This is a genomic window from Agromyces solani (assembly GCF_058349925.1).
In genome coordinates, this window is record NZ_JBYRER010000002.1 from 354,851 (window position 1) to 381,708 (window position 26,858).

Sequence of the window (26,858 nt, forward strand, 5' to 3'; positions counted from 1 at the left end):
TACCGTGGGGGGATGCAGGCGGCGAACACCATCGAGACGAAGCAACGGGATGCCTCGGTGCGCCGCATCCGGCGACGCGCGCCCCTCATCGGCGGCATCGCCTCGATCGTGACGGCGACGCTCCTCGGATTCGTGATCATGGTGCGCAACGCCGGCGTGCCGTTCCCGATCGACGAGGAGTGGGTGGAGGAGATGCTCTCGCTCCGCGGCCCGATCGGTGATGTGTTCGCCTACTTCATGAACGCGCTCGGCGGCGGGGTGATCGGCGTGTTCATCGTTCCCGTCGGCACGGCGATCGTGCTGCTCGTGCTGCGCCGCCCGTGGGCCGCGTTCTACTTCATCGTCGCGTCGGCCGCGAGCGCCGGTGTCGTGCAGCTCCTGAAGACGTTCTTCGGCCGCGCCCGACCGGAAGACATGATCGTCACCTCGGACTTCGGTTCATTCCCCTCGGGGCATGTTGCGAATGCCGCGACCATCGCCGTCGCGATCGGGGTGATCGTGCCCCGACTCTGGGTGTGGGTGCTCGGAGCCGCGTACACGGTACTCATGGCGATCAGCCGCACGTACCTCGGCGCGCACTGGCTGAGCGACACGATCGGCGGCGCGCTCGTCGGTGCGGGGGTCGCCCTCGTGCTCTGGGCGGTGTTCGCGGTGCCCCTCGAGCGCGAACGGCTCGACTGGATCGCCCGGCTGTCCGAACGCAACGCCGCGCTCGCCCAGACCCATGTCACCCCGCCGCGCGTACCGCGCGAACGCTCACCGTCGGTCGAGTAGCGATCGACGGAGGAGGCCGAGTATCGAGACCACCCTCGCGGCGCGTCAGCCTCGGCCGGGCCTTCGGTTGCGAACGGGCGACCACATGACCACATGGCCACAACTGGTGCGACCACATGACCACATGGCCACAGGTGTGGCGACCACATGACCACATGACCACATGGCCACAGGTGTGGCGACCACATGACCACATGACCACACGCCACTCGGAGGGACTCGCCGCCGGCAGCCCCGCGCGCGGCGCGGCCGGGCCGGGCACACGGCCGGGAGCCCGGTCGTCAGCCGGTGCGCGAGTGATCGCCACCCGCGAGCTGGTCGAGGATGTGGTCGAGCACCTCGTCGAGCAGCGCGAGACCGTCGCGCACCCCGCCGCGCGAGCCCGGCAGGTTCACGACGAACGTCGAGCCCGCGACCCCGGCGACGCCGCGGGTGAGCAGCGCGGTCGGCGTGGTCGCGGCGCCGCGGCGGCGCAGCTCTTCCATGAAGCCGGGCAGCTCGCGATCGAGCACGAGCGCGGTCGCCTCGGGGGTGAGGTCGGTCGGCGCGAGCCCTGTGCCGCCGGTCGTCACGACGACCGCCGGAGCGGCGTCGATCGCCCGGCCGAGCGCGACGGCGAACTCGGCACCGTCGGCGACGACCACGGGTCCGGCCACGTCGTACCCGCGCTCCGCGAACCACGACGCGATGACGGGCCCGGTCGTGTCCTCGTACACGCCGGCCGCGGCGCGCGTCGACGCGACGAGCACGGTCGCGGCACGAGGCATCCCGCTCGCCGAATCGAGGCCCGCGCCCGCACCGCTCATTCGCGACTCCAGTCGCCGCTCTTGCCGCCCTCCTTCGCGAGCACCATGATGTCGCCGATCACCGCGCGGTTGTCGACGGCCTTGATCATGTCGTAGAGCGTGAGCGCGGCGACGCTCGCGGCGGTCAGCGCCTCCATCTCGACGCCCGTCACGCCCTTCGTCGTCGCCGTCGCGACCACCCGAACGCGCGAACCGTCGGCCGTGATGTCGACGTCGAGCTTCGTGAGCGGCAGCGGGTGGCAGAGCGGGATGAGCGCCGACGTCTGCTTCGCCGCCATGATGCCGGCGATGCGGGCGGTGCCGATCGCCTCGCCCTTCGGCAGGGTGCCGTCGGCGATCATCGCGACCACCTCGGGCCGCGTCGTGAGCACCGCCTGCGCGCTCGCCGTGCGCTTCGTGATCGCCTTGTCGGTCACGTCGACCATGTGCGCCGAGCCGTCGTCGCGCAGGTGGGTGAGGCGGGGCGGGGTGTCAGTCATCGATCCTCCAGACGTCGACGAGTGAGCCGGCCGGCAGCGCGTCGACGCCGACCGGCAGGTGCACGAGCACCGTGGCGTTCGCGTACGCGTGCAGCAGGTGGGAGCTCGGGGCGCCGACCTCGACGGCGCCGTCGCCGTCGACGATGCCGCGTCGGATCTGGTGCCGCCGCGGTGGCGAGACGACGTCGTGCGCGAGCCGCAGCCGGGCGCGGTGCCGGTCGGGGGTGAGGCCCTCGAGGCGACGAAGCACCGGGCGGAGGAACAGCTCGAACGACACGAGCGCCGACACGGGGTTGCCCGGGAACGAGACGACGGGCACGGATGCCTCCGCCGAGGCATCCTCGTCGGTCGGCAGCATCGCCGTGCCGAGCCCCTGCGGTCCGCCGGGTTGGATCGCGACCTTCGTGAACTCGACGCCGAGCGGTTCGAGCGCGTCGCGCACGACCTCGAAGGCGCCGGCGCTCACGCCGCCCGTCGTGACCACGAGGTCGACGGGCTCGCGGTCGCCGGGGCGGAGCGCGCGGGAGATCGCGGCCCGCACCTCGCCCGGCTCGTCGGGTGCGACGGCGTCGACGACGTCGGCGCCGCACTCGCGCAGGGCGGCGCCGAGCATCGCGGTGTTGGCATCGTGGATCTGGCCCGGCCGGAGCGCAGACCCCGGCGGTCGCAGCTCGTGCCCGGTCGAGAGCAGCAGCACGCGCAGGCGGCGGCGCACCGCGACGCGGGTGAGCCCGGCGGCGGAGATCACGCCGAGCTGGGCCGGCCCGAGTCGGGAGCCCGCCGCGAGCAGGAGTTCGCCCGCGGCGACGTCGCTGCCCGCCGGTCGCACGAACCGGCCGTGCTCGACAGGGGCGGTGAACGCGACGACCGAACCGGCAGGGGAGTCGTGCCGTCCGTTGCCGAGCCCGATGAATGCGGGCGGGTCGGCGACCTCGATCTGCACGACGGCGTCGGCCCCCCTCGGGATCGGCGCACCCGTCATGACCGGTGAGGCCGTACGCGGCGGGAGGTCGAAGATGGCGTCGCCCGCGGCGCTCGTCGGGCCGACGGGGAGCCGCACCGGTGCGCCCGGGCTCGCGGACGCGAGGTCCACCGCACGCACGGCGTAGCCGTCCATCTGCGAGTTGTCGAAGCCCGGCAGGTCGGTGGGGGAGAGGAGGTCGCCGGCGAGCACCCGTCCGAGGGCGTCGGCGACGTCGACGGTGTCGGCGCCGTCAGCGCCGCCGGCGGAGAGCTTTGCTGCGAGCGGGTCGAGCAGCTCGTGCACGGCGCGCTGGTGTTCGGCATAGGTGCGCATGCGGCCTCCTGCTGGTACGTCGTGGTGCTTCGTCGCCCAGTGGGCAGTGTAGTCGCGGGGCCCGCCGCGGTGCCGGGTCGCGGTGCGCTCGCTACGCCGGCGCGCCCTGCCGGCGCACCATCTCGCCGATCCAGGCCGGCGCGTAGGGCGACGTGCAGTTCGGCGGCGTCGGATAGTCCTTCAGCACCTCGAGGCGTTCACCGATCGCGAGGGCCCGCGCCCGCTTCGCCGGGTGATGGATGCCGATCATCGCGAGGCAGGTGTTCATCTCCCACTGCAGCGGCTCGGCGGCGCCCTGCATCTCGCGCTCGATCACGTCGAGCAGGGCGTCGAGGTCGACGAGCTCGGACTGCTTGGCGACCACGTCGGCCGTGAGCGCCCAGCCGGCGGCGGCCACGTAGGGGTCGTCGTCGTCGAGCCAGGCGAGCCGCAACTCCTCGCGGTGCGGGCTCTTCTTCACGACGTAGTTCACGAGCCAGTCGCGCACCTTGGGGGCGCGCGCCTCGCGCAGCATCGCATCGAGCTCGGCGGCGCCGAACTCCTTCGGCTTCGCCACGAGGATCGCGACGAGCCGCGCCGGGGTGTCGTCGGTCGCCCAGAGTTCGAGCGCGAGCTCGTGCTGAGTCTTGAGCTCCTTCGCGACCGCGCGCAGCTTCGTGAGGTTCACGCCGTGGTCGTCGCCGTGACGCTCGTTCACGGCACGCATCTTCGGATCTTCGAGCTCGGCGAGCCGGGCCAGCACGTCGGCCGCGGTCATCGTGGTCGTCACGGCCACGCTCATCCTCCGGCGAAGGGCGGGAGGATGTCGACGGTCGCCCCGACCGGGTGCGCCGGGTCGCGACGCACGGTGCCGTCGACGAGGAACGAACCGCTGCGGAGCACCCGCTCCATCGCGAGTCCGTAGCGCTCGACGAGCTCGTCGCGCAGCGCGCCGAGCGTCGCGCCGTCGGCGATCTCGAGGCGCTCCTCTTCGACGCCGGCCGCCTCGGCGGCCGCCGCGAAGTACCGGACGGTCACGGGGGGCATGCGTCGATGGTACCCCGCAGTGGGATGCTTCGGGACGGATGCCTCCATGAAATGGAATCGAATCTCCACGAGGCGGAAGCAGCGTTCGACGGTCTGCGTACAATTGCCGCATGCCGTCGATGCCCGCTCACGCCGCGACGCCCCGCTCGGGCGCCGCCCGGCCGGCGCCCCTCGTCGAGCCCGGTCCGCCGCTCGCTCCCGAGCGCATCGCCCGGTACAGCCGGCAGATCATGCTGCCGGGATTCGGCGAACTCGCCCAGCGGCGGCTCGCGGCTGCCCGCGTTCTCGTGATCGGCGCGGGCGGTCTCGGTGCGACCGTCGTACCGTTGCTCGCGGCGACCGGCGTCGGCACGATCGGCATCGCCGACGACGACGACGTCGAGCTCTCGAACCTGCACCGCCAGCTCGGGCACGGGCTCGCCGACATCGGCCGGTCGAAGGTCGACTCGCTCGCCGACACCGTCGCGGCCACCGATCCCGAGATCCGCGTCGTGCGGCATCGCGAGCGGCTGACCTCGGCGAACCTGCTCGAACTCCTCGCCGATTACGACCTGCTCGTCGACGGCAGCGACAACTTCCCGACCCGGTACCTCGCGAACGACGCCGCCCTCCTCGCGGGCGTTCCGCTCGTGTGGGGGTCGATCCTGCGGTTCCACGGCCAGGTGAGCATCGCCTGGTACCGCGAGGGCCCGACGTACCGCGACCTGTTCCCGGTGCCGCCGCCGCCGGAGGAGGTGCTCTCGTGCGAGCTCGGCGGCGTGCTGCCCTCGCTCTGCGTGACGGTCGGCGCGCTCATGGCCGGCGAGGTCGTGAAGCTCGTGACCGGAGTCGGCACCCCGCTGCTCGGCCGGGTCACGACGATCGACGCGCTCACGGGTCGCACCCGAGAGCTCGCGTACGAGACGATCGCCGATGCGCCCGAGGTCACGTCGCTCGTCGACTACGAGCTGTTCTGCGGGCTCGAGCCGGCGGTCGGCGCCGGCGCCGAGGCATCCACCCGATCGAATCAGGATGCCGCGGACCCCCGCATCTCGGCCGCCGAACTGCTGCGCCGCCTGCGCGAGGGCGCACCCATGCGGCTCGTCGATGTGCGCGAGCCCGCCGAGGCCGAGCTGCGGCGCATCGACGGCTCGGAGCTCGTGCCGCTCGGCGACCTGCTCATGGGCGCGGAGCCTACCGACGGCGACGGCGCGATCGTCGTCTACTGTGAACGGGACGTTCGCTCGCGCCGCGCGGCGCGAGCGCTCGCCGACCGGGGCCACGTCGACGTGACGTACCTGGCCGGCGGCATCGACGGCTTCGCCGCCGTCGCCTCGGAGTTCGTGCGCCGGTGACGGCGCCGACGAGTCGGAAGCGAGACGCATGAGCACCACCCTGGCCGCGATCACCGACCAGCCCATCGACGAGCAGGCGGTGCGCGCCGCCGTCGAGGCCGACGCGAGCGGCGCGATCGTGCTGTTCTGCGGCGTCGTGCGCGACCACGACGGCGGCCGCGGCGTGCGCTCGCTCGACTACCGCGCACACCCCGAGGCCGAGCGGTTCCTCGCCGAGTGCGTCGAGCGCGTCGCCGAGGAGACCGGGCTCGCGATCGCCGCAGTGCACCGGGTCGGCGAGCTGAAGATCGGCGACGTCGCGCTCTACGCGGCGACGGCCGCCGCACACCGGGCCGAGGCGTTCGACGCGTGCGAGCGGCTCGTGGAGGAGATCAAGCGCACCGTGCCCATCTGGAAGCGGCAGCACTTCGCCGACGGCGTCTCGGAGTGGGTCGGGCTGTAGGAGCCGAGCCACGTCGGTCGAGGAGCGCGAAGCTCGTATCGAGACCACGCTGCGCGCCTATTCGACCGACCGGGTGGACTCGACCGACCGCGGCTCAACCGCCGATGTAGCTCATCTCGACCTTCTGCCGCGACGCGCGCAGCTCGGGCGTGAGGGTCGAGCGGATCTCGCTGTAGCGGTCGTCGCGCGCGCCCCAGATGCCGGCCATCGCCTGCGACAGCCCGTCGTCGTCGATGCCGCCGCGCAGCAGCGCACGGAGGTCGTGCCCCTCGTCGGCGAACAGGCACGTGAAGAGCTTGCCCTCGGTCGAGATGCGCGCGCGGTTGCACGTGCCGCAGAACGCGTTCGTGACGCTCGAGATGAGTCCGATCTCACCGCCGCCGTCGGCGTAGCGCCATCGGGTCGCCGTCTCGCCGGGCGCGGTCGCACCGAGGGGTTCGAGCGGCATCTCCGCGCCGATGCGCGCGACGATCTCGGCCGACGGCACGACCTCGTCGAGCGACCAGCCGTTCGAGGTCCCGACGTCCATGTACTCGATGTACCGCAGGGTGTACGGGGTTCCCTTGAAATGCCTGGCCATCGGCACGATCTCGTCGTCGTTGAGTCCGCGCTTGACGACCATGTTGAGCTTGATCGGGCCGAGGCCCGCCTCGTGTGCGGCGTCGATGCCGTCGAGCACGCGCGACACCGGGAACCGCACGTCGTTCATCGCCTGGAAGCGGGCGTCGTCGAGCGAGTCGAGCGACACGGTGACGCGCGTGAGTCCGGCGGCCTTGAGCGACGCGGCCTTCACGGCGAGGGCCGACCCGTTCGTCGTGAGGGCGATCTCGAGCGGGCGCCCGTCGGGCGTGCGCAGCTCGGCGAGCTGTTCGATGAGCGACTCGACCCCGCGCCGCAGCAACGGTTCGCCGCCCGTGAGGCGGAGCTTCTCGACCCCGTTCGCCGCGGCGACCCGGGCGATGCGCGTGATCTCCTCGAAGGTCAGCAGCTCGTCGCGGTCGAGGAACGCGTAGTCGCGCCCGAAGACGGCCTTCGGCATGCAGTACACGCAGCGGAAGTTGCAGCGATCGGTGATCGAGATGCGGAGATCCCGCATCGGCCGCGCGAGGCGATCGGTGACGAGCCCGGTCGAGGGAAGCCGGCGCGCGCGAGGTCGCTGCGGAGCGTCGTCGCGCGTCGGAACGGTCGTCGTCATCGGTCACCCCCTCGTGGTGGGCACTACGGTAACACCACGTCGGGCCGCCTCCCGAACCGGCGTCACCACTCGGGTCGCACCGAGACATCGGCGACCGCGACCGTGAACGCGAGGCGTGCGCCGTTCCGCAGGTCGAGGTCGACGGCCCGCGACGAGGGCACGTCGACGGCGAGCGCGGGGTGCTCGGCGATGCGGATCCGCACGCCTCCCGGGGCGGGCTCGACGAGCGAGACGGTGCCGAGCCAGCCGTTCGGTGCGGCCGGTCGGCCGCCCGCGCTCCCCGGCTTCCGAGGGCCGTCGCCGGCCGCCTCGGGCGGGGATGCCTCGGTGCCGGCGGTTCTCTCGATGCCGGCGGATGTCGCCTGACCGACGTGAACGGCTCCCGGGCTGAAGACCGCGGATGCACCGGCGCCGGGTCTCAGTTCGCCGAGGCCCCGCAGGTCGAGGTCGCCCGAGACGAGCCGGTCGGTCGCGGTGGCCGTGCCGGTCACGAGGTTGACCCCGGCGAGGGCGGCGATGAACGGCGTGCGGGGGTGGCCGAGCACGTCGCCGGTCGGCCCCTCGTCGACGATCGCGCCGTCGTGCAGGATCGCCGCGCGACGGGCGAGCACGATCGCGTCGAGCGGGTCGTGGGTGACGAGCACCGCGGGCACCTCGAGCCGGGCCAGTTCGTCGGCGACGAGCCGGCGCATCGACGACGCCGCCTCGACGTCGAGCGCGGCGAACGGTTCGTCGAGGAGGAGCACCTCGGGCTCGGCGGCGAGGGTGCGGGCGAGCGCGACGCGCTGCTGCTGCCCGCCCGAGAGCGCCGCGGGCCGGCGGTCGCCGAGCCCATCGAGGCCGACGCGGGCGAGCCACTCGTCGGCCGCGGCGCGCGCCGCACGGGCGGGCACGCCACGTGCGCGAGGGCCGAAGGCGATGTTCTCGCGGGCGCTGAGGTGCGGGAAGACGAGCGCGTGCTGGCCGAGCAGGCCCACCCGGCGATCGGCCGGCGGCAGCGCCACACGTCGGGCTTCGTCGACCTCGGTCAGCATCCGGCCGCCGAGCCGGACGCGCCCGGCCGACGGCTCGAGGTGACCGGCGATCGCGCCGAGCAGGGTCGACTTGCCCGAGCCGTTCGGTCCGAGCACGGCGAGCACGTCGCCCGGTCCGACGACGAGTCGGGCGATGAGCGCGAACGCCCCGGCCTCGACCCGCACGTCGACGTCGAGTGCGCCGACCGGTGCCGATGCGTCCGGGCCGTCGGGTCGCGGATCGGTCGCGTGCGGGGGAGTCGGCGTCGTCATCGCGGTGCGTCCGCTCGCCAGCCGCGCATGAGCAGCAGCACGCCGACCGCGACGAGGATGAGCATGAGCGACAGCGCGATCGCGGTGTCCTCCGCGACACCGGCCCCGTTGAACGCCGTGTAGATCGCGAGCGGCATGGTGCGGGTCGTACCGGCGGAGTTGCCCGCGAAGAGGGCCGTGGCGCCGAACTCGCCGAGCGCCCGCGCGAAGCACAGCACGGTGCCCGCGACCAGTCCCGGTGCGACGAGCGGCAGCGTGATGCGGCGGAACACCGTCCACCTGCTCGCGCCGAGCCCGGCGGCGACGAGCTCGTACCGCGTGCCCGCGGTGCGCAGCGACCCCTCGACCGAGATCACGAGGAACGGCAGCGCGACGAACGTCTGCGCGACGACGACCGCCGTCGTCGTGAACGGGATGCGCAGCCCGAATGCCGCGAGGGCGTCACCGAAGAGTCCCTGACGGCCGAGCAGGGCGAGCAGCGCGATGCCGCCGACGAGCGGCGGCAGCACGAGCGGCAGCGTCGCGAGCGTGCGCAGCACCGCCGCGACCGCCGGCCCCGAACGGGCGATCACGAGCGCGAGCGGCACGCCGAGCACGATGCAGGCCGCGGTCGCGATCGAGGCCGTCAGGAGCGAGAGCCCGAGGGCCTGGAGCGCTTCGGGCGACGACATCGCGGCCGGCACGCCCGGCCAGTCGAGTCGCGCGAGGAGCGCGGCGAACGGCAGCACGAGCACGGCGACGCCGGCGGCGGCCGGAATGTAGAGCCACAGCGGGAAGCGCGCCGCGACGCGGGTCGCGTCGCGGCGCGCGGGTGGAGTCGCCGTGATCGGGGTCACGGCGCTCCGAAGCCGAAGGACGAGAGCACCTGCCGACCCTCGTCGGAGGCGACGAACTCGACGAACGCCGCGGCGGCGTCGGGATTCGGCGCATCCGCCAGCGCGGCGAGGGGGTAGACGTTGGTCGCGGCATCCGCGTTCTCGATCTCGACACCCGCGACGGCGTCGCCGGCGGCCTGCACGTCGGTGACGTAGACGAGCCCGGCGTCGGCCTCGCCGGCCTTGACCTTCGTGAGCACCGCGGTGACGTTCTGCTCCTCGCTCGCGGGCGTGACCGTCATGCCGGCGTCGTCGATGAGGGTCTGGGCCGCGTTGCCGCACGGCACCTCCGCCGCGCACAGCACGACCGTGAGGGGGGCTCCGTCGGCGCCCCTCGTCGCGCCGTCGGCGAGGTCGTCGAGCCCGGCGATGCCGAGCGGGTTGCCGGGAGCGACCGCGATCTCGAGCACGTTGGTCGCGAAGTCGACCGGTTCGTCGGCCAGCGCTGCGTCGACCACCTTGGTCATGTTCTTCCCGTCGGCCGAGGCGAACACGTCGGCCTGCGCGCCCTCGATCAGCTGGGTCGCGAGTACGGACGACCCGTCGTAGGTGATCGGCGCGACGTCGAGCGCGGGGTGCGCGGCCTCGAACTGCTCGGCGAGCTCGTCGAAGGCGCCGCTCAGCGACGCCGCCGCGAAGATCGTGAGCTCGCCCTCCAGCTCGGGGCCGGCCGCGGCGGTGCCCTCGCCCGCATCCGTGGTCGGCTCGGCGGCGTCTCCCGCGGCGCACCCGGTGAGGGCGAGAGCGAGGGCGAGGCCCACGACGGCGGGCAGGGCGAGGCGGTGGAGCGGGGTCACTGCGAAGCATCCTTCTCGGTCTCGATGATGACGGTGGTCGCCTTGACCACGGCGACGCTGCGCGAGCCGACCTCGAGTCGCAGCTCGCGCGCCGCCTCGGCGGACATGAGCGAGACGACCCGGTGCGGCCCGCACTGCAGCTCGACCTGGGCCATGAGGCCGTCGATCTGCACGTCGGTCACGAGGCCGACGAACCGGTTGCGCGCGCTGCGGCGCACGTGGCTGCGGTCGGCGACGGTCGCGGCGACCGCCTTGGCCCGCTCGGCGAGCTCGGCTCCGGGAACGACCTGCAGGCCGGCCTCGTCCTTCGCCGAGCTCAGCACGCCGTCGTGCACCCAACGTCGCACGGTGTCGTCGCTCACGCCGAGCAGTTCGGCGGCCTCGCTGATCCGATAGTGCGTCATAAGTAGGACGATATCGCCGCACATGCGGAAGCGCAATGCTCATGTCCACAATGTGGAAGCACGATTCCGAAAATGTATAGACGCACGCCCGCCCGGCTGCTACCTTCGAACCCGGCCGCCGCAGGAACCCTGACGATCGTGCGGCCACCCATGAGTCGGATCAACGGAGATCCACCCGGTACCCCGGGGAGTCCACCGCGCCGGCGTTCGACAGCAAGGAAGCCCTCTCATGGATTCGACAACGCGCGCCGGCGATGACGCCGCCGTGACGCAGTCCGACGGCACCGCCGGGACTGCAGATTCCCCGACCCCCAACCCCACTGAGCCGTCGCTCGACACGTTCGCCGTCGCGAGCGTGCCGAACCCGCTGCCCACGGGCGCGACGACGACCGTCGAGGCGGAACCGAAGAACGGCTTCGACCGGTTCTTCGAGATCTCGCGTCGCGGCTCGACCCTCGCCCGGGAGTTCCGCGGCGGCATCGTGACCTTCGTCACGATGGCCTACATCGTCATCCTCAACCCGCTCATCCTCGGCAACGTGCCCGACGTCGACGGCAACGTGCTGAACCCCGCCATGGTCGGCGCGGCCACCGGCCTCACGGCCGGTGTCATGACGATCCTGTTCGGCGTGTTCGCCCGACTGCCGTTCGCGATCGCGGCGGGCCTCGGCATCAACTCGTTCCTCGCCGTCTCGGTCGTCGGGCAGGTCACCTGGCCCGAGGCGATGGGACTCGTCGTCATCAACGGCGTCATCATCGTGCTGCTCGGAGCCACCGGCGCGCGGACCGCGATCTTCAAGGCCGTGCCGCAGGCGCTCAAGGCCGCGATCACGGTCGGCATCGGCCTCTTCATCGCGTTCATCGGCTTCGTCGACTCGGGCTTCGTGAACCGCACGCCGGGCGGCCCGCCCGTGCAGCTCGGCGACGCCGGCTCGATCACATCGGTGCCGACGCTCATCTTCCTCCTCGGCCTCATCACGATCGGCATCCTCGTCGCGCGGCGCGTGCCCGGAGGCATCCTCATCGGCATCGTCGCGACCACGATCGTCGCGATCATCGCGCAGGCCATCCTCAACCTCGGCCCCTCGTACGAGGACCCGAACGGCTGGCACATGACGATCCCCGAGCTGCCGACCTCGTGGGTCACCGTGCCCGACTTCGGCCTCGTCGGCCAGTTCGACCTGTTCGGAGCGTTCGGCCGCATCGGCGCCCTCAGTGCGACGATGCTCATCTTCACCCTCGTGTTCTCGAACTTCTTCGACGCGATGGGCACGATGACCGGCCTCGCGAAGAACGCCGGGCTCGCCTACAAGGACGGCACCTTCCCCCGCCTGCGTTCGGCGTTCGTCGTCGAGGGCCTCGGCGCGGTCGCCGGCGGTGCGACGTCGACGTCGTCGAACACGGTCTACGTCGACAGCGCCTCGGGCATCGGCGAGGGGGCCCGGTCGGGCGTCGCATCGCTCGTCGTCGGCGTGCTGTTCCTGCTCTCGATGTTCCTCACGCCGCTCACCCTCGTGGTGCCGATCGAGGTCGGCTCGGCCGCCCTCGTCGTCGTCGGCGCGATGATGATGGGCCAGATCAAGGAGATCAAGTTCTCGAACTTCGCGGTCGCGCTGCCGGCGTTCCTCACGATCGTGACGATGCCGCTGACCTACTCGATCGCGAACGGCATCGGCGTCGGCTTCATCTCCTGGACGCTCGTGAACGCCCTCTCGGGCCGTGCCAACAAGGTGCACTGGCTCATGTGGGTGGTCTCGGCGGGCTTCGCGCTCTACTTCGTGCGCGGACCGATCGAGGCGATGCTGGCAGGCTAGACGCAGCCGGCACCACCACGACGGCCTGGCCCGGCCCGCACCTCGCGTGCGGTCCGGGTCGGGCCGCTTCGCGTGCGACATGATTCGCTCCGGGATGCCTCGGCGCGAGGCATCCGCACCGTGAAGCCCGCCCGACCGCCCTCGCGGGAGCCCCGCCGGTATCGCCCCTAAGAGAAAGAGGAACGCCCGTGACGCAATCGGTCTGGCGCGCACCGGGCATGCCCGCCCTGCTGACGATGGTCGCGGCGGGCTTCTCGGGCTACGCGGTGCTGCTGCCCGTCGCGCCGCAATGGGCGGTCACCGGCGGTGCGGACGCCGCGGGCGCCGGCCTCGTCACGGGCGTCTTCATGCTGTCGACGGTGCTGTTCCAGACCTTCGTGCCCGCGGCGCTGCGCCGGCTCGGCTGGGGGCCCGTGCTCGTCGCCGGGCTCGTGCTGCTCGGGGCGCCGTCGCTGGCGCACCTGCTGTCGAATTCGCTCGGAGTCATCCTGGTGATCGCCGCCGTGCGTGGCGCGGGCTTCGCGGTGCTCACCGTCGCCGGTTCGGGCGCGGTCGCCGATCTCGTCGAGCCCGCTCGCCGGGGGCGCGCCATCGGTGCGTTCGGGCTCGCGATCGCCGGCCCGCAGCTCGTGCTGCTGCCGATCGCGCCGTGGGTCGCCGAGACGTTCGGCTACCAGTGGGTGTTCCTGGCGGGCGCACTGCCCCTCGCCGGCATCGTGCCGGCGATCCGGCTCGCCCGACGCCTGCACGCCCGCCACGCCGAGCAGGCCGTCGCCGCGGCGGCCGCGGGCCACGTGCACCAGGTCGGACGGGGCGCCGCGCTGCGCGCGCTCCTGGCACCGGTCGGAATCCTCCTCGGCGTGACGCTCGCGGGCGGTGCGCTCATCACGTTCACGCCGCAGATCACGGGCGACGCCGTCGCGGTGACGTTCGGCCTCGCGCTGTTCACCGGCACGGCGGCACTCACCCGGTGGCTCGTCGGCGGCCTCGCCGACCGCTTCGGCACGCACCGGCTGCTGGTGCCGTTCATCCTCGTGACGACGGCAGGCCTCGGCCTCGTCGCGTGGGCCGTGGTCGGCGTCGCCGGCGATGCGGGCGCGGGCGCCGGCGACGCCGCATCGGCGGTGGATGCCTCGACGGCGCCCCTCCTCGTCGGGCTCGCGCTCGTCGGGATGAGCTACGGCGCGCTGCAGAACCTCACGATGGGCGAGGCGTTCGCCGTCGTGCCGCCGAACCAGTCGGTGTTCGCGAGCGCCGTGTGGAACATCGGCTTCGACGCCGGCAGCGGCATCGGCGCGATCGTGGTCGGCGTCATCGCGACGGGCAGTTCGTTCGGCGTCGCGTTCCTGGTCGCGGCCGCGATCTCGCTCGCGACGCTGCCGCTCGCCCTGCGCCGTCGGCCGGTCGTGCCCGCGGCCTGAGGTCGCGACCCTCGCACCCGGACGGTGGTCCGGCCGGCGCCCCATTTCTCGGCGTCAATACCCGCCTTCAGTGGTCGCGTTTCCGATTACAGGCACTTCCGGCGAGTGCTCGGCGTGTCGGTGCCGACACGCCGGTCGCTCACACAATCTGCCTGTAGGTGCGCGGTCGGCGATGCGCGAGTCGTGCTCCCGCCGAGCGATTCGCGCGCTACCGGCAGGAGTCAGCCGCGGCCGATGAAGGGCATGCCGGCGGCGGTCGCCGTGAGCTGCGGCACGCTCGCCTCGGCGGGGAGGCTCGCGAGCTGCACGATGAGGCCCGCGACGATCGCGACGTCCATGGTCGGCTCGACGAGGCGGCGCCCGTCGGGCTGCAGGGCGCCCTCGCCGACGAAGTCGTCGAGCAGTTCCGTGCGCGCGTTGCCGACGTCGAGCTGGGTGCAGCTGATGCCGTAGGGGCGTCCGTCGAGCTCGATCGACTTGGAGAGCCCGGCGATCGCGTGCTTCGTCGTCGTGTAGGCCACCGACTTCGGCCGCGGCGACTGCGCGGCGATCGAGCCGTTGTCGATGATGCGTCCGCCGCTCGGTCGCTGCGCCGCCATCTGCCGGAACGCGGCGCCCGCGCAGAGCACCGCTCCCGTGAGGTTCACGGCGACGACCGCCGCCCAGTCGTCGGGGCGCAGTTCGCCGACATCGGCCGCGGGGCCGGGCACGCCCGCGTTGTTCACGAGCACATCGAGGCGGCCGAACCGTTCGACGTGGGCGGCGACGAGCGCGTCGACCTGGTCGGCGTCGGTCACATCGCACGGCACGACGAGGGCGGCGGGATGCCTCGAGCCGTCGTCGCCGGTCGCGGCGGCCTCCTCGAGCGGTGCGGTGCGGCGCCCCGCGAGCGTGACGCCGAAGCCCGCGGCGAGCAGGGCGCGAGCGGTCGCCCGCCCGATGCCCGTGCCCGCCCCGGTGACGATGACGGAGCGCGCGGCTGAGCTCATGCCGCCGACCCCGCGCCCGGAACCCGGCGATCGCCGCGCGCTTCGGCGGCATGCGCCGTGCCCGCGTCGGAATCCGCGGCCCGACCCGCGTCGACGCTGTCGGGGGTCGCGCCCGCGTCGGTGCCTCCGCCCGCGTCGGCGAGCTCGGCAGTCGGGGTGACCGCCGTCGTGTCGGCGCGGCCGGGTACCTCGGCGCCGTCGACCGTCTCGTCGACCGGCGTCGGCTGCGCCTCCTCGATGAGCTGCAGGATGCGCGCGGCGACACTCACCGCGATCGTCGCCGGCGCCTTGCCCGCGACCTCGGGGATGCCGATCGGCGTCGTCACCCGCCCGAGGTCGGCCTCGTCGTGACCGAGCTCGGTGAGCTTCGCCCGGAAGCGCACCCACTTCGACTTCGACCCGATGAGCCCGATCGAACCGAGGCTCTCGCGCCGCAGCGCGCTGTCGGTGATCGCGAGGTCTTCGAGGTGGTCGTGGGTCATGATGAGCACGTGGGCGCCGGGCGGCAGCTCGGTGAGCCCCGCCTCGGGCACGGGCTCGTGGTGCACGCGCACGTCGGCGACGGCGTCGGCGAGCACGCCCGAGACCCCGGGCACGCCGAGGCGCTCCGGCGTGAGCATCTCGGCGCGCGAGTCGACGAGGTGCAGTTGGAGCTCCTGTCGCGCGAGGATGCGCGCGAGCTCGAGGCCCACGTGCCCCATGCCGAACACGGCGACCGACGGCACGACCCGCACGGGTTCGAGCATGAGCGTGACCTCTCCTCCGCAGCATTGCACGCCGTACTCGGTCGTGGCCTTGTCGCTGAGTTTCAGGGTGAGCAGCTCGGGCTCCGCCGAGCCGCTCGCGAGCATGTGGCGGGCCCGGTCGATCGCCGTCTGCTCGAGGTTGCCGCCGCCGACGGTGCCGAACACCGTGTCGGGGGCGACGACCATCTTCGCACCGCCGTTGCGCGGGGCATGGCCGCGCACGACGGCGAGCGTGACGATGACGGCGGGCGTCCGTGTCTCGCGGAGCCGTCGCAGCGCGTCGAGCCAGTCCATCGTGCGCGGCCTCCGCTCAGGAGTCCGCGCCCGCGAGGGCGGGCTCGGTGCCGGCCTCGGCATCGACGTCCGCACGGTTCGGCTCCGAGGCATCCGCATCGATGGATGCCTCGGCCCGCGCCGCCTCGACGGCCCAGTAGACCGCCTCGGGCGTGGCGGGGGAGCCCAGCACGACGCCGCGGCCGGCGGGGCCGAACGCGCCGACGGCGGTGCGGATCGCCTCGCGGGCGCTGAACGCGAGCATCAACGGCGGTTCGCCGACGGCCTTCGAGCCGTAGACCGCGCCGTCCTCCCGCGCCTTCTCGAACAGGCGGACGTTGAACTCCTCGGGCATCTCCGAGAAGCTCGGCAGCTTGTACGTCGAAGCCGACTGGGTGAGCAGCCGCCCGCGGCCGGGGCCGTCGGTCTCGTCCCAGCGGAGCTCCTCGAGCGTGAGCCATCCGACGCCCTGCACGTATGCGCCCTCGATCTGGCCGATGTCGAGCATCGGGGAGAGCGAGTCGCCGACGTCGTGGATGATGTCGACCCGGCGCACCCGGTACGCGCCCGTGAAGCCGTCGACCTCGACCTCGGTCGCCGCAGCGCCGTAGGAGAAGTACTTGAACGGCGAGCCCTGCATGAGGTCGGGGTTCCAGTGCAGCCCCTCGGTGCGGTAGTAGCCCGCCGCCCACAGCTGCACGCGCTGCAGGTACGCCGCCTCGGCGACCTCGGCGAAGCTCAGCCGCTGGTCGCGGTTGCCGAGGCCCGTGACGAAGCCGCCCTCGAAGCGCACGTCGCGCTCGTCGACGTTCAAGAGGCGCCCGGCGACCTTCGCCATGCGCTCGCGGATCTGCTCGCACGCGTTCTTCACCGCGCCGCCGTTGAGGTCGGCGCCCGACGACGCCGCGGTGGCCGAGGTGTTCGGCACCTTGTCGGTGCGGGTCGGGGCGAGTCGCACCTGGTGCAGCTCGAGCCCGAGCGCGGTCGCGGCGACCTGCAGCATCTTCGTGTGCAGGCCCTGGCCCATCTCGGTGCCGCCGTGGTTGACGAGGACCGAGCCGTCCTTGTAGACGTGCACGAGGGCACCGGCCTGGTTGAACGCGGCGAAGTTGAACGAGATGCCGAACTTGATGGGCGTGATCGCGAGGCCGCGCTTCACGTCGTCGTGCCCGGCGTTGAACTCGGCCACCTCGGCGCTGCGCGCGTCGAAGTCGCACTCGTCCTTCAGCTGCGACCAGATGAGCGGCATGCGCTCGGCGTCCTTCACGAGCTGGCCGTACGGCGTCGACTGGCCGGGCACGTAGAAGTTCTGCCCGCGCAGCACCGTCGGATCGATGCCGAGCTGAGGCGCGATGCGGCCGAGGATGTCCTCGATGAGGAAGACGCCCTGCGGGCCGCCGAAGCCGCGGAACGCCGTGTTCGACGTCTTGTTCGTCTTCGCGATGCGCCCGTGGGCGTGCACGTTCGGAATCCAGTAGGCGTTGTCGAGGTGGCAGAGGGCTCGGCCGAGCACGGGCTCGGAGAGGTCGATGCTCCAGCCGCCGTCGGCGGTGAGGGTCGCGTCGAGCCCCTGCAGGTACCCGTCGGCGCTCACGCCGACCTTCCACGTGATGTGGAAGGGGTGGCGCTTGCCCGTCATCGTGAGGTCCTGCGTGCGGTTGAGTCGCAGGCGAACCGGGCGACCGGTGAGCTTCGACCCGAGCGCGGCGATCGCGGCGAGGCCGTGCGGCTGCATCTCCTTGCCGCCGAAGCCGCCGCCCATGCGCAGCTGCTGCACGGTGACCTCGCTCGACGAGATGCCGAGCACGTGGGCGACGATCTCCTGCGTCTCGGAGGGATGCTGCGTCGAGCACTGGATGAAGTACTGCCCCTCGCTGTCGCGCACGGCGAACGAGGCCTGCGTCTCGAGGTAGAAGTGCTCCTGGCCGCCGAACTGGGTGACGCCCTCGAAGACGCGGTCGGCCTCGGCGATCGCGGTCTTCGCGTCGCCGCGCTCGACCGTGCGGGCGATGCCCTGGAACGAGCCGGCGTCGATCGCCTCCTGCACGGTGATGTACGAGGGAAGCGGCTCGTACTCGACCTTCACGGCCTCGGCGCCGAGACGGGCCGCCTCCTGCGTCTCGCCGAGCACCCAGACGAGGGCGTGTCCGTAGAACATCGCCTCGCTCGGGAAGAGCGGTTCGTCGTGCTTGATGCCGGCGTCGTTGAGACCGGGCACGTCCTCTGCGGTGAGCACGCGCACGACGCCAGGCACCTCGTAGGCGGGGGCGACGTCGATCGTCACGCGAGCGTGCGCGTTGGTCGACTGCACGGGCCACGCGGTGAGCACGCCCGTCGAGAGGCCGGCGACGTCGTCGGTGTACATGGCGGCGCCGGTCACGTGCAGCGCGGCGCTCTCGTGCACCGCGCGGCGGCCGACGACGGGGTTGGCGGGGCGGTCGGCGAGGTGGCTCATGCCGACACCTCCTTGTTCTCGTCGTGGATCGTGGTCGAGTAGAGCTTGAGCAGCGCGCTGCCGAGCATGAGCGAGCGGTAGTCGCTCGAGGCGCGATGGTCGCTCATCGGCGTGCCCTCGCCCTTCAGCACCGTCGACGCCGCCTTGACGGTCGCGATGTTCCAGGCCTTGCCCACGAGCGCGGCCTCGGTGTCGTAGGCGCGCAGCGGCGTCGCGGCGACGCCGCCGAGCCCGATGCGGGCGCTCGTGACGACGCCGCCCTCGATGTCGAGCGCGAAGCCGAGCGCGACGCTCGAGATGTCGTCGAAGCGGCGCTTCGCGATCTTGTGGAAGGCCGTGACCCTGGCGAGCGGCAGCGGGATGCGGACCGCGCGGATGAGCTCGTCGGGGCGGCGGATCGTCTGCCGGTACCCGGTGAAGTAGTCGGCGAGCTCGACCTCGCGCTCGCCGTCGGCCGACGCGAGCACGAGCCGGGCGCCGAGCGCGAGCAGGGCCGGAGGGGTGTCGCCGATGGGCGAGCCCGTGCCGAGGTTGCCGCCGATCGTGCCGCGGTTGCGGATGAGTCGGGAGGCGAACTGCGGGAAGAGCTGCGCGAGCAGCGGCACCCGGCCGTCGAGCCGGCGTTCGATCTCGGAGAGGGGCAGTGCCGCCCCGATCTCGATGACGTCGTCGCCGACGCTGAGGGTGCGCAGCTCGTCGAGCTGTTCGATCGCGACGGCGAGCGGAGCACGGCGGCCGCGCAGGTTGACCTCGACGCCGACGTCGGTCGAGCCGGCGACGAGCAGCGCCGTGGGTTCGTCGCGGAGGAATCGCAGGGTCTCGTCGAGCGAGGCGGGGCGCACGAACCGCCCGCCGCCCGCCGTGAAGTCGGTGGGCACCGGTGCGGGTGCCGGACGCTCGCGCCGCTCGGCGAGCTCGTCGCCCGCCTCGGGCAGGCCGAGCTCGTAGGCGGCGTCGCGGATCGGGCGGTACCCGGTGCAGCGACACAGGTTGCCGCTCAGCGCGTGCAGGTCGAACCCGTTCGGCCCGTGCTCGGGGTCGTGCACGGGGCATCCTTCGTCGTGCCCGTCGGCCGGGTCGTGATCGTGCGCCGCCTCGGGGACGCGGTCGGCGCGGTAGTACTCGCCGGCCATGCTGCAGGCGAAGCCGGGGGTGCAGTAGCCGCACTGCGAGCCGCCCGCCTCGGCGAGCTTCTCCTGCACGGGGTGCAGGGCATCGGGGGAGCCGAGCCCCTCGGCAGTCACGACCTCCTGGCCGTTGAGCGCCGCGACGGGCACGAGGCAGGCGTTGACCGCCGTCCAGGCGGTGCCGCCGTCGTCGCCGGGCGTCGCGACGAGCATCGCGCAGGCGCCGCACTCGCCTTCGGCGCAGCCCTCCTTGCTGCCCGTGAGGCCCGTGTCGCGCAACCAGTCGAGCGCGGTGGTGTGGGCGGTGGCACCGTCGAGCGGGCGTCGAAGCCCGTTGACGGTGATGGCGATCTCGTCCATGGGATCTCCTCGGGTGAGGGCGGCGTCATCGATGACGCCTGCGGCACCGGGGCCCCGGTGGCCCCACCTCGCACCGCAGCTGCGTGAGCAGTACATACCGATAGTACTGCGTCAGCGGCAGCGAGTTCTTGCTAGTCGGAATCCCGATTTCGCAGAACGGATATTCGCTCGCTCGTCGCGCGGGTTGTCGCCCGTCTCAGGCGACGCGGCGACTCAGCCCCGGCGTGCGGTGGAACCATCGGACGAAGCGGCTTCGCCGGTCGGCCCGCGCCGGGATGTAGATGTCGGGGTCGACCTCGATCGAGGCGTAGCCGACGGCGAGCGGTCGGTTGACGGTCGGTGCGTCCTCGTGGTCGTGGCGGTCGTACATTCGTCACCCTCCTCTCCGTCGAGTACTTCCGATATACGGAAGCAAAGTTCTGAACTACGGAAAGAGTACGGCGCGGCGGGATGCCTCGTCAAGAGGTGCGCGCGCCGACCGTTGCCGTTCGTGCCGAGGGTCGCCGAAGTGGCGGCGCCACTCGGTCGAAACGGCGACATTCGGTCGGCGGGCGCGCGCCGTCGGTCGAGTAGGCGCGCAGCGCCGTATCGAGACCACGCCGCCGGTCGGTCGAGTAGGCGCGCAGCGCCGTATCGAGACCACGGATGCCTCGATACGAGGTGCTCTCGATTCGCTCCTTCGTCGCTGCTCGACCGACGGAGGGTGCCCCGCTTACGCGGCGGCGGTGGCGTCGGCGATCTCCTGCACGACCTCGCGCAGCACGGGGATGGCTCGCTCGGCGAAGTCCTCGTCGACGCGGGCGACCGGGCCCGACACGGACACCGCCGTCGGGATGGGGGCACCGGGCACCGTCATCGCGTAGCACCGCACGCCGATCTCCTGCTCGCCGTCGTCGATGGCGTACCCGCGCTCGCGGGTGATGCGCAGGTCTTCGAGCAGGTCGTCGAGCGTGGCGATCGAGTGCACGGTCGACTGCGGCAGGCCGGTGCGGGCGATGATGTCGCGCACGGTGTCGTCGTCGAGCTGGGCGAGGATGGCCTTGCCGACGCCCGTCGCGTGCAGGTGCGAGCGGCGGCCGACCTCGGTGAACATGCGCATGGCGTGCGGCGACGGCGCCTGGGAGACGTAGATCACCTGGTCGCCGTCGAGGGTCGCGAGGTTCGCGGTCTCGCCGAGTCGCTCGACGAGCTCCTTGAGCTGGGGGCGTGCCATGCGGCCGAACTGGCGGTTCGCGACCTCGCCGAGGCGCACGAGCCGGGGCCCGAGTGCGTAGCGGCGGTTCGCGAGCTGGCGGGCGTAGCCGAGGGCGACGAGGGTGCGCAGCAGGCGGTGGATGGTCGGCAGCGGCAGCTCGGCCATCGTCGAGAGCTCGCTCAGCGTGACGTCGCCGCCGGCGTCGGCGATGAGCTCGAGCAGATCGAACACCCGCGCGACCGACTTGACGCCCTCGGGCTGACCTTCCGCCATGCCGTGCTCCCGTTCTCGTCGTGGCAGCCCATATCCGCATCGCGGAAAACTGCCGGGATGCAGTCAACATACCGCACACGCCCGTGCGACCCGGCACGCGACGGGCGTCGCGGTGCGGCATCCGCGAATCAGGGGTTGAGTTTCCGAATGGCAGACATTAACATCCGTAATACGGAAACCGCCGCGCTTGAAACAACGCGGGCATTCAAGAAAGTCGATCCGATGGCGAATCCCAGTCCCGGTTATTCCATCCAGCTCCGCGTCGAGGCGCCCGCGGGCGTCACCGCGACGAGCGAACTCGTGGTCGCGGCGGCCGAGGCCGGCGCCGTCATCACCGCCGTCGACGTCAGCGAGTCGAGCACCGACCGCGTGCTCGTCGACCTGACCTGCTACGCCGGGAGCGCCGAGCACGCGGCGCAGGTCGCGGCGGCCCTGGCTGCGCGCGACGGCGTCGTCGTGCACGAGGTCGCCGACCGCACCTTCCGCCTGCACCAGGGCGGCAAGCTCGAGATCGTGCCGAAGACCCCGCTGCGCAACCGCGACGACCTCTCCCGCGCCTACACGCCGGGCGTCGCCCGCGTCTGCCTCGCGATCGCCGACCGCCCGGCCGACGCCCGCCGGCTCACCGTGAAGGGCAACACGATCGCCGTCGTCACCGACGGTTCGGCGGTGCTCGGCCTCGGCAACATCGGCGCGACCGCATCGATCCCGGTCATGGAGGGCAAGGCCGCCCTCTTCAAGCAGTTCGCCGACGTCGACGCCTGGCCGGTCGCCCTCGACACGCAGGACACCGAGGAGATCATCAGCATCGTCAAGGCGCTCGCGCCGGTGTACGGCGGCATCAACCTCGAGGACATCGCGGCGCCCCGCTGCTTCGAGATCGAGCGGCGCCTGCGCGATGAACTCGACATCCCCGTCTTCCACGACGACCAGCACGGCACCGCGATCGTCACGCTCGCCGCGCTCATGAACGCGCTCCGCGTGGTCGGCAAGCGGCTCGACACCGTGCGGATCGTGGTCTCGGGCGTCGGCGCGGCCGGCAACGCGATCATCCAGCTGCTCATGGCCGAGGGGGCGAAGCACGTCGTCGCGTGCGGCCGCAACGGGGCCATCCACCGCGGTGAGCAGTACGCCGACGAGCACCGCACCTGGCTCGCCGCGAACACGAACGCCGATGGCGTCACCGGCACGCTCGCCGAAGTGCTCGCCGGCGCCGACGTCTTCATCGGCGTGAGCGCCCCGAACCTGCTGGGGGAGGCCGAGATCCAGAGCATGGCCGACGACGCCATCGTCTTCGCGATGGCGAACCCCGACCCCGAGGTCGACCCCGTCGTCGCAGCCCGCCACGCGGCGGTCGTCGCGACCGGTCGCAGCGACTTCCCGAACCAGATCAACAACGTGCTCGCCTTCCCGGGCTTCTTCCGGGGCCTGCTGGACGCCGGTGCCGTCGACATCACGCCCGAGATGCTCGTCGCCGCGGCAGAGGCGATCGCGTCGTGCGTGCGCGATGATGAGCTGAACGCGAGTTACATCATTCCGAGCGTCTTCGATCCCGATGTCGCCCGCGCCGTCGCCGAGGCCGTCGCCGGCGCCGCGCATCGCGAAGACACCAACCGGGACACCGAGCTCACCGTCGAGACGCAGGAAGGCGCCGCCGCATGACCACCGACATCCGTTCCCTCGAGATCACCCGCCCGGCCGAGATCGACGGTGCCGACGAGATCCTGACCGCCGAGGCCCTCGCCTTCGTCGAGGCGCTGCACCGCGAGTTCGACGCCCGTCGCCTCGAGCTGCTCGCCGCGCGGAAGGAGAAGCGCGACCGCATCGCCGCGGGCGGCACCCTCGCCTTCCTGCCGGAGACCCGCGAGATCCGCGAGTCGGAGTGGAAGGTCGCGCCGGCGCCCGAGGCCCTCCTCGATCGCCGCGTCGAGATCACCGGCCCGCCAGCCCCCGCCAAGATGGCGATCAACGCCCTCAACTCCGAGGCGCGCGTGTGGCTCGCCGACCTCGAGGACGCCGCGGCCCCCGAGTGGGAGAACGTCGTCGCCGGCATCCTCAACCTCCGCGACGCCGCCCGCGGCACGCTCGCCTTCACCTCGCCGCAGGGCAAGGCGTACGCGCTCCGCACCGACGTGCGCCGCCCCACGGTCGTCACCCGCCCGCGCGGCTGGCACCTGCCCGAGCGGCACGTGCTCGTGGACGGCCGCGAGGGCAGCGGCTCGCTCGTCGACTTCGGCCTGCACTTCTTCCACACCGCGAAGCAGCTCATCGAGAACGGCGACGGTCCGTACTACTACCTGCCGAAGATGGAGAGTCACCTCGAGGCCCGCCTCTGGAACGACGTCTTCGTCTTCGCCCAGGAGTACCTCGGCATCGCCCGCGGCACCGTGCGGGCGACCGTGCTCATCGAGACGATCCCCGCCGCGTTCGAGATGGACGAGATCCTCTACGAGCTGCGCGAGCACGCCTCGGGCCTCAATGCCGGCCGATGGGACTACCTGTTCAGCATGATCAAGGTCTTCCGCGACGCGGGCGACGCGTTCGTGCTGCCCGACCGCGCCCAGGTGTCGATGACCGCGCCGTTCATGCGCGCGTACACCGAGCTGCTCGTGAAGACGTGCCACCGTCGCGGCGCCTTCGCGATGGGCGGCATGGCCGCCGTGGTGCCGAATCGCGACGACCTCGAGGTCACCCGCGCGGCGTTCGACAAGGTGCGCGCCGACAAGACGCGCGAGGCCAACGACGGCTTCGACGGCTCATGGGTCGCGCACCCCGACCTCGTGCCGGTCTGCCGCGAGGTGTTCGACGAGGTGCTCGGCGCGAAGCCGAACCAGCTCGACAAGCAGCGCCCCGAGGTCGAGGTCACGGCGGCGCAGCTGCTCGACGTCGCGTCGGCGGGCGGACGGGTCACCGAGGCGGGGCTGCACGACAACCTCTACGTCGCGGTCGCCTACACCGCGGTCTGGCTCTCGGGCAACGGCGCGGTCGCGATCCACAACCTGATGGAGGATGCCGCGACCGCCGAGATCTCGCGCTCGCAGGTGTGGCAGCAGCTGAAGAACGGCGTCGTGCTCGCCGACACCGGCGAGACCGTCACGGTCGAGCTCGTACGGAGTGTCCTGGCTGAAGAGGTCGACCGTCTGCGCGGCGAGGTCGCCCCCGAGCGGTTCACCGCCTACTACGAGCCGGCCGCGAAGCTCATCGAGGAGATCTGCACCTCCGACGACTACGTCGACTTCCTCACCCTCCCCGCCTACGAGCTGCTGGGATGAGCATGGTCGACAGCGAGATCGGGGGCGCGGCGGGCGCGCAGGGCGCCGAGGGCACGGCATCGGATGCCGCGGCGCCGCGCACCGCGCTGACCGACGCCGACCTCGCCCGCGTCGAGGCGCGGCTCGCCGACACCGACGACCTGCTCGCCGCCGTCTACCCGGGAGACGACGGCTCCCGCCAGCCCGTGCACACCGTGTACGTGCCGGCCGACACCTTCACTCCCGAGCTGCCTGCGGCGTGGGGCCGCGCAGCCGAGGAGTCCGTGACTGCGGACGGCGGGTTCGAGGCGCTCGCCGTTCGCATCGGGGTGGATCCCGCACTCGCGGCGCGCATCGCGCCGCGAGTGCGGGAGAAACTCGCCCGCGAACCGATCGAAGACCTGCGCCTCGACTTCGAGGACGGCTACGGCGATCGCGGCGACGAGGTCGAGGACGCCGACGCCGTGCGCGCGGCCGAGCAGGTCGCCGCCGCCGTCGAGGCCGGGGTGGCACCGCCCTTCATCGGCATCCGGTTCAAGTGCTTCGAAGCGCCCACGCGGGCCCGAGGCATCCGCACCCTCGATCTCTTCATCGGCGCGCTCGTCGCGCGAAGCAGCGACGGCGGCCTGCCCGACGGGCTCGTGCTCACGCTGCCGAAGGTCACGACCGTCGCGCAGGTCGAGGCGATGGTCGACGTCGTCACCGCGCTCGAACGTGCGCACGGCCTGCCCGAGGGGCGGTTGCGCTTCGAGGTGCAGGTCGAGACGCCGCAGCTCATCCTCGGGGCCGACGGCACCGCGCCCGTCGCGCAGCTCGCGGTCGCCGCCCCCGGCCGCATCAGCGCGCTGCACTACGGCACCTACGACTACAGCGCGTCGCTGCAGATCGCGGCCCGCTACCAGTCGATGGAGCATCCCGTCGCCGACCTCGCGAAGGAGATCATGCAGCTCGCGGTCGCCGGCACCGGCATCCGCCTGTCCGACGGCTCGACGAACATCCTGCCGATCGGCGACCGCACCGAGGAGGCGTGGCGACTGCACGCGCGGCTCGTGCGTCGCTCGCTCGAGCGCGGCTTCTACCAGGGTTGGGACCTCCACCCGCACCAGCTGCCCACCCGCTACCTCGCGACCTACGCCTTCTTCCGCGAGGGCTACCCCGAGGCATCCGTTCGCCTGCGCAACTATCTCGAGCGCACGGCCGGCGCCGTGCTCGACGAACCGGCGACGGCCCGCGCGCTCGCCGACTTCGTGCTGCGCGGCGTCGAGTGCGGCGCGGTCGGCGAGGCCGAGATCGTCGCCGACATCGGCATCGACCGGCGCGCGCTGACGCTGCTCGCGCACCCCAAGCTCGCCGGCACCGCGAGCGACTGAGCGGATGCCGCGACCCACCCCGAAACACAAGGAACGAGCATGAGCTACTACACCCCGCAGGGCGGGCTGCCGCCGCAGACCGACCTGCTCACCGACCGCGCGGTCGTCAAGCAGGCGTACACCTTCATCCCGAAGGGCGTGCTGCGCGACATCGTCACGTCGAACCTCCCCGGCTTCACCGACACCCGTGCCTGGATCATCGCCCGACCCGTCGCGGGCGGGGCGACGACATTCTCGCAGCTCATCGTCGAGATCGCTCCCGGCGGCGGCGCCGCGACGCCCGAGGCCGAGGCCGGCGTCGAGGGCGTCGTGTTCGTGACGACCGGCGAGCTCACGCTGACGCTCGAGGGGGAGCGGCACGTGCTCGAGGCGGGCGGCTACGCGTTCCTCGCGCCCGGCGCCGAGTGGTCGCTCGCGAACGAGGGCACCGAGCTCACGAGCTTCCACTGGATCCGCAAGGCGTACGAGTTCCTCGACGGCGTCGAGCCGCCGGCGTCGTTCGTCACCCGCGACCAGGACATCGAGCCCGTGCCGATGCCCGGCACCGACGCATGGGCCACGACCCGGTTCACCGACTCGAACGACCTCGCGCACGACATGCAGGTCAACATCGTCACGTTCCAGCCCGGCGGGTCGATCCCGTTCGCCGAGACCCACGTCATGGAGCACGGCCTCTTCGTGCTGCAGGGCAAGGCGGTCTACCGCCTCAACGACGACTGGGTCGAGTGCGAGGCGGGCGACTACATGCTGCTGCGAGCGTTCTGCCCGCAGGCCTGCTACGCGGGCGGCCCCGAGCCGTTCCGCTACCTGCTGTACAAGGACATGAACCGGCAGATCCGGCTCACCTGAGAACGTGCCCGCGGGCGACAC

General features: G+C 72.2%; 25 protein-coding genes. 9 read left to right on the top strand and 16 right to left on the bottom strand.

Going from position 1 to position 26,858, the window contains the following annotated elements:
• Window positions 1-12: 12 nt before the first annotated feature.
• Window positions 13-774: a phosphatase PAP2 family protein gene (locus AC3RJ7_RS09420; protein ID WP_491455581.1), complete on the top strand. Its 762-nt coding sequence runs from the start codon at window positions 13-15 to the stop codon at window positions 772-774.
• A gap of 281 nt (window positions 775-1,055) precedes the next feature.
• Here AC3RJ7_RS09420 and AC3RJ7_RS09425 read toward each other — a convergent pair whose 3' ends face one another.
• From AC3RJ7_RS09425 to AC3RJ7_RS09445, 5 genes are all read right to left on the bottom strand, one after another.
• Window positions 1,056-1,580, bottom strand: a complete 525-nt coding sequence (locus AC3RJ7_RS09425) for a MogA/MoaB family molybdenum cofactor biosynthesis protein (RefSeq protein ID WP_491455582.1) — start codon at window positions 1,578-1,580, stop codon at window positions 1,056-1,058.
• A complete protein-coding gene (gene moaC, locus AC3RJ7_RS09430; protein WP_491455583.1) occupies window positions 1,577-2,059 on the bottom strand; it encodes a cyclic pyranopterin monophosphate synthase MoaC in 483 nt (160 codons plus the stop codon). Before moaC ends, AC3RJ7_RS09425 begins: the two co-directional genes overlap by 4 nt.
• Entirely contained in the window at window positions 2,052-3,356 is a 1,305-nt protein-coding gene (locus AC3RJ7_RS09435; protein WP_491455584.1) for a molybdopterin molybdotransferase MoeA, read from the bottom strand. The genes moaC and AC3RJ7_RS09435 overlap by 8 nt, the downstream gene beginning before the upstream one ends.
• A 91-nt stretch (window positions 3,357-3,447) precedes the next feature.
• Window positions 3,448-4,113, bottom strand: coding sequence for a DNA alkylation repair protein (locus tag AC3RJ7_RS09440; RefSeq protein ID WP_491456150.1), 666 nt, complete (start codon window positions 4,111-4,113; stop codon window positions 3,448-3,450).
• Between the two features lie 20 nt (window positions 4,114-4,133).
• A complete protein-coding gene (locus AC3RJ7_RS09445) occupies window positions 4,134-4,382 on the bottom strand; it encodes a MoaD/ThiS family protein (protein WP_491455585.1) in 249 nt (82 codons plus the stop codon).
• A gap of 110 nt (window positions 4,383-4,492) precedes the next feature.
• On the opposite strand from AC3RJ7_RS09445, the gene AC3RJ7_RS09450 reads away from it, so the two are divergent.
• Window positions 4,493-5,716 carry a ThiF family adenylyltransferase gene (locus AC3RJ7_RS09450; protein ID WP_491455586.1) on the top strand — a complete coding sequence of 408 codons (1,224 nt, stop codon included), beginning with the start codon at window positions 4,493-4,495 and terminating at the stop codon, window positions 5,714-5,716.
• A gap of 28 nt (window positions 5,717-5,744) precedes the next feature.
• Window positions 5,745-6,158, top strand: coding sequence for a molybdenum cofactor biosynthesis protein MoaE (locus AC3RJ7_RS09455; RefSeq protein WP_491455587.1), 414 nt, complete (start codon window positions 5,745-5,747; stop codon window positions 6,156-6,158).
• A 94-nt stretch (window positions 6,159-6,252) separates the two neighbouring features.
• On the opposite strand, the gene moaA is transcribed toward AC3RJ7_RS09455, so the two are convergent.
• The 5 genes from moaA to AC3RJ7_RS09480 all read right to left on the bottom strand — a co-directional run bounded on the left by moaA (window position 6,253) and on the right by AC3RJ7_RS09480 (window position 10,715).
• Window positions 6,253-7,353 (bottom strand): GTP 3',8-cyclase MoaA, encoded by a 1,101-nt coding sequence (moaA, locus tag AC3RJ7_RS09460; protein WP_491455588.1) that lies wholly within the window; start codon window positions 7,351-7,353, stop codon window positions 6,253-6,255.
• Between the two features lie 62 nt (window positions 7,354-7,415).
• Window positions 7,416-8,639: a sulfate/molybdate ABC transporter ATP-binding protein gene (locus AC3RJ7_RS09465; RefSeq protein WP_491455589.1), complete on the bottom strand. Its 1,224-nt coding sequence runs from the start codon at window positions 8,637-8,639 to the stop codon at window positions 7,416-7,418.
• Window positions 8,636-9,466, bottom strand: a complete 831-nt coding sequence (locus AC3RJ7_RS09470; protein ID WP_491456151.1) for an ABC transporter permease — start codon at window positions 9,464-9,466, stop codon at window positions 8,636-8,638. The genes AC3RJ7_RS09465 and AC3RJ7_RS09470 overlap by 4 nt, the downstream gene beginning before the upstream one ends.
• 5 nt (window positions 9,467-9,471) lie before the next feature.
• Window positions 9,472-10,311, bottom strand: coding sequence for a molybdate ABC transporter substrate-binding protein (gene modA, locus AC3RJ7_RS09475; protein ID WP_491455590.1), 840 nt, complete (start codon window positions 10,309-10,311; stop codon window positions 9,472-9,474).
• Window positions 10,308-10,715: a TOBE domain-containing protein gene (locus tag AC3RJ7_RS09480; RefSeq protein WP_491455591.1), complete on the bottom strand. Its 408-nt coding sequence runs from the start codon at window positions 10,713-10,715 to the stop codon at window positions 10,308-10,310. Before AC3RJ7_RS09480 ends, modA begins: the two co-directional genes overlap by 4 nt.
• 229 nt (window positions 10,716-10,944) lie before the next feature.
• Between AC3RJ7_RS09480 and AC3RJ7_RS09485 the strand changes: the two genes are divergently transcribed.
• Window positions 10,945-12,528 (top strand): NCS2 family permease, encoded by a 1,584-nt coding sequence (locus AC3RJ7_RS09485; RefSeq protein ID WP_491455592.1) that lies wholly within the window; start codon window positions 10,945-10,947, stop codon window positions 12,526-12,528.
• A 188-nt stretch (window positions 12,529-12,716) separates the two neighbouring features.
• Window positions 12,717-13,949, top strand: coding sequence for an MFS transporter (locus AC3RJ7_RS09490; RefSeq protein WP_491455593.1), 1,233 nt, complete (start codon window positions 12,717-12,719; stop codon window positions 13,947-13,949).
• 221 nt (window positions 13,950-14,170) lie between these two features.
• Here AC3RJ7_RS09490 and AC3RJ7_RS09495 read toward each other — a convergent pair whose 3' ends face one another.
• The 6 genes from AC3RJ7_RS09495 to AC3RJ7_RS09520 form a co-directional block, all read right to left on the bottom strand.
• Complete coding sequence (locus AC3RJ7_RS09495; protein ID WP_491455594.1) at window positions 14,171-14,938, bottom strand: SDR family oxidoreductase; 768 nt, start codon at window positions 14,936-14,938, stop codon at window positions 14,171-14,173.
• Entirely contained in the window at window positions 14,935-15,978 is a 1,044-nt protein-coding gene (gene xdhC, locus AC3RJ7_RS09500; RefSeq protein WP_491455595.1) for a xanthine dehydrogenase accessory protein XdhC, read from the bottom strand. Before xdhC ends, AC3RJ7_RS09495 begins: the two co-directional genes overlap by 4 nt.
• A gap of 16 nt (window positions 15,979-15,994) precedes the next feature.
• Window positions 15,995-18,412, bottom strand: a complete 2,418-nt coding sequence (xdhB, locus tag AC3RJ7_RS09505; protein ID WP_491455596.1) for a xanthine dehydrogenase molybdopterin binding subunit — start codon at window positions 18,410-18,412, stop codon at window positions 15,995-15,997.
• The gene (locus AC3RJ7_RS09510; RefSeq protein ID WP_491455597.1) at window positions 18,409-19,899 is read right to left on the bottom strand and encodes a xanthine dehydrogenase small subunit; all 1,491 of its coding nucleotides are present in this window, start codon (window positions 19,897-19,899) and stop codon (window positions 18,409-18,411) included. The genes xdhB and AC3RJ7_RS09510 overlap by 4 nt, the downstream gene beginning before the upstream one ends.
• 196 nt (window positions 19,900-20,095) lie before the next feature.
• Complete coding sequence (locus tag AC3RJ7_RS09515) at window positions 20,096-20,269, bottom strand: hypothetical protein (protein ID WP_491455598.1); 174 nt, start codon at window positions 20,267-20,269, stop codon at window positions 20,096-20,098.
• A 342-nt stretch (window positions 20,270-20,611) separates the two neighbouring features.
• Window positions 20,612-21,367 carry an IclR family transcriptional regulator gene (locus AC3RJ7_RS09520; RefSeq protein WP_491455599.1) on the bottom strand — a complete coding sequence of 252 codons (756 nt, stop codon included), beginning with the start codon at window positions 21,365-21,367 and terminating at the stop codon, window positions 20,612-20,614.
• Between the two features lie 222 nt (window positions 21,368-21,589).
• Between AC3RJ7_RS09520 and AC3RJ7_RS09525 the strand changes: the two genes are divergently transcribed.
• From AC3RJ7_RS09525 to AC3RJ7_RS09540, 4 genes are read left to right on the top strand one after another with little or no spacing between them, the layout of a single operon-like run.
• On the top strand, window positions 21,590-23,029 hold the full coding sequence (locus AC3RJ7_RS09525; RefSeq protein ID WP_491455600.1) for an NAD(P)-dependent malic enzyme: 1,440 nt from the start codon (window positions 21,590-21,592) through the stop codon (window positions 23,027-23,029).
• Window positions 23,026-24,639: a malate synthase A gene (gene aceB / locus AC3RJ7_RS09530; protein WP_491455601.1), complete on the top strand. Its 1,614-nt coding sequence runs from the start codon at window positions 23,026-23,028 to the stop codon at window positions 24,637-24,639. The genes AC3RJ7_RS09525 and aceB overlap by 4 nt, the downstream gene beginning before the upstream one ends.
• Window positions 24,636-25,988, top strand: coding sequence for a DUF6986 family protein (locus AC3RJ7_RS09535; protein ID WP_491455602.1), 1,353 nt, complete (start codon window positions 24,636-24,638; stop codon window positions 25,986-25,988). Before aceB ends, AC3RJ7_RS09535 begins: the two co-directional genes overlap by 4 nt.
• A gap of 39 nt (window positions 25,989-26,027) precedes the next feature.
• Window positions 26,028-26,837 (top strand): bifunctional allantoicase/(S)-ureidoglycine aminohydrolase, encoded by an 810-nt coding sequence (locus AC3RJ7_RS09540; protein WP_491455603.1) that lies wholly within the window; start codon window positions 26,028-26,030, stop codon window positions 26,835-26,837.
• Window positions 26,838-26,858 lie beyond the last annotated feature (21 nt).